1 protein-coding gene is annotated in these 409 nt (G+C 62.8%); it reads left to right on the plus strand.

Annotation, left to right across the window (positions count from 1 at the left end; all coding sequences use genetic code 11):
• Window positions 1-73: 73 nt before the first annotated feature.
• A partial coding sequence (locus tag AC507J_RS32365) for an AMP-binding protein (protein ID WP_496294378.1) occupies window positions 74-409 on the plus strand: 336 nt, incomplete at its 3' end.

Raw genomic sequence — 409 nt, forward strand, 5'->3', positions numbered from 1 at the left:
TGCGGGTGTGTCGTGGGTGGTGACGTCGGCTGGTTATGCGGATCGTTTCCCGGCTGGGGTTGAGGTGCTGGCTGTGGAGAACGTGGTGCCGCAGGAGTCGGTGGTGTTGCCGGGTGTGGTGGATTTGGATGATTTGGCGTATGTGATTTTCACGTCGGGTTCGACGGGTCGGCCGAAGGGTGTGCAGGTTACGCATCGGGGTTTGGCGAATCATGTTCGGTGGGCAGCGGACGAGTTGGCGGGTCGTGGTTCGGCCGGCTGTGCGGTGTTCTCGTCGGTGGCTTTTGATTTGCAGGTGCCGAATGTCTGGGCGCCGTTGGTGTCGGGCCAGCGGGTGTTGATGGTGGATCAGGATGTGGACCTGGCGGAGCTGGGGTCTGTGTTGGCGGCGGCGGGGCCGTTCAGTTTC

It is taken from the genome of Micromonospora sp. PRAS1, assembly GCF_059553435.1.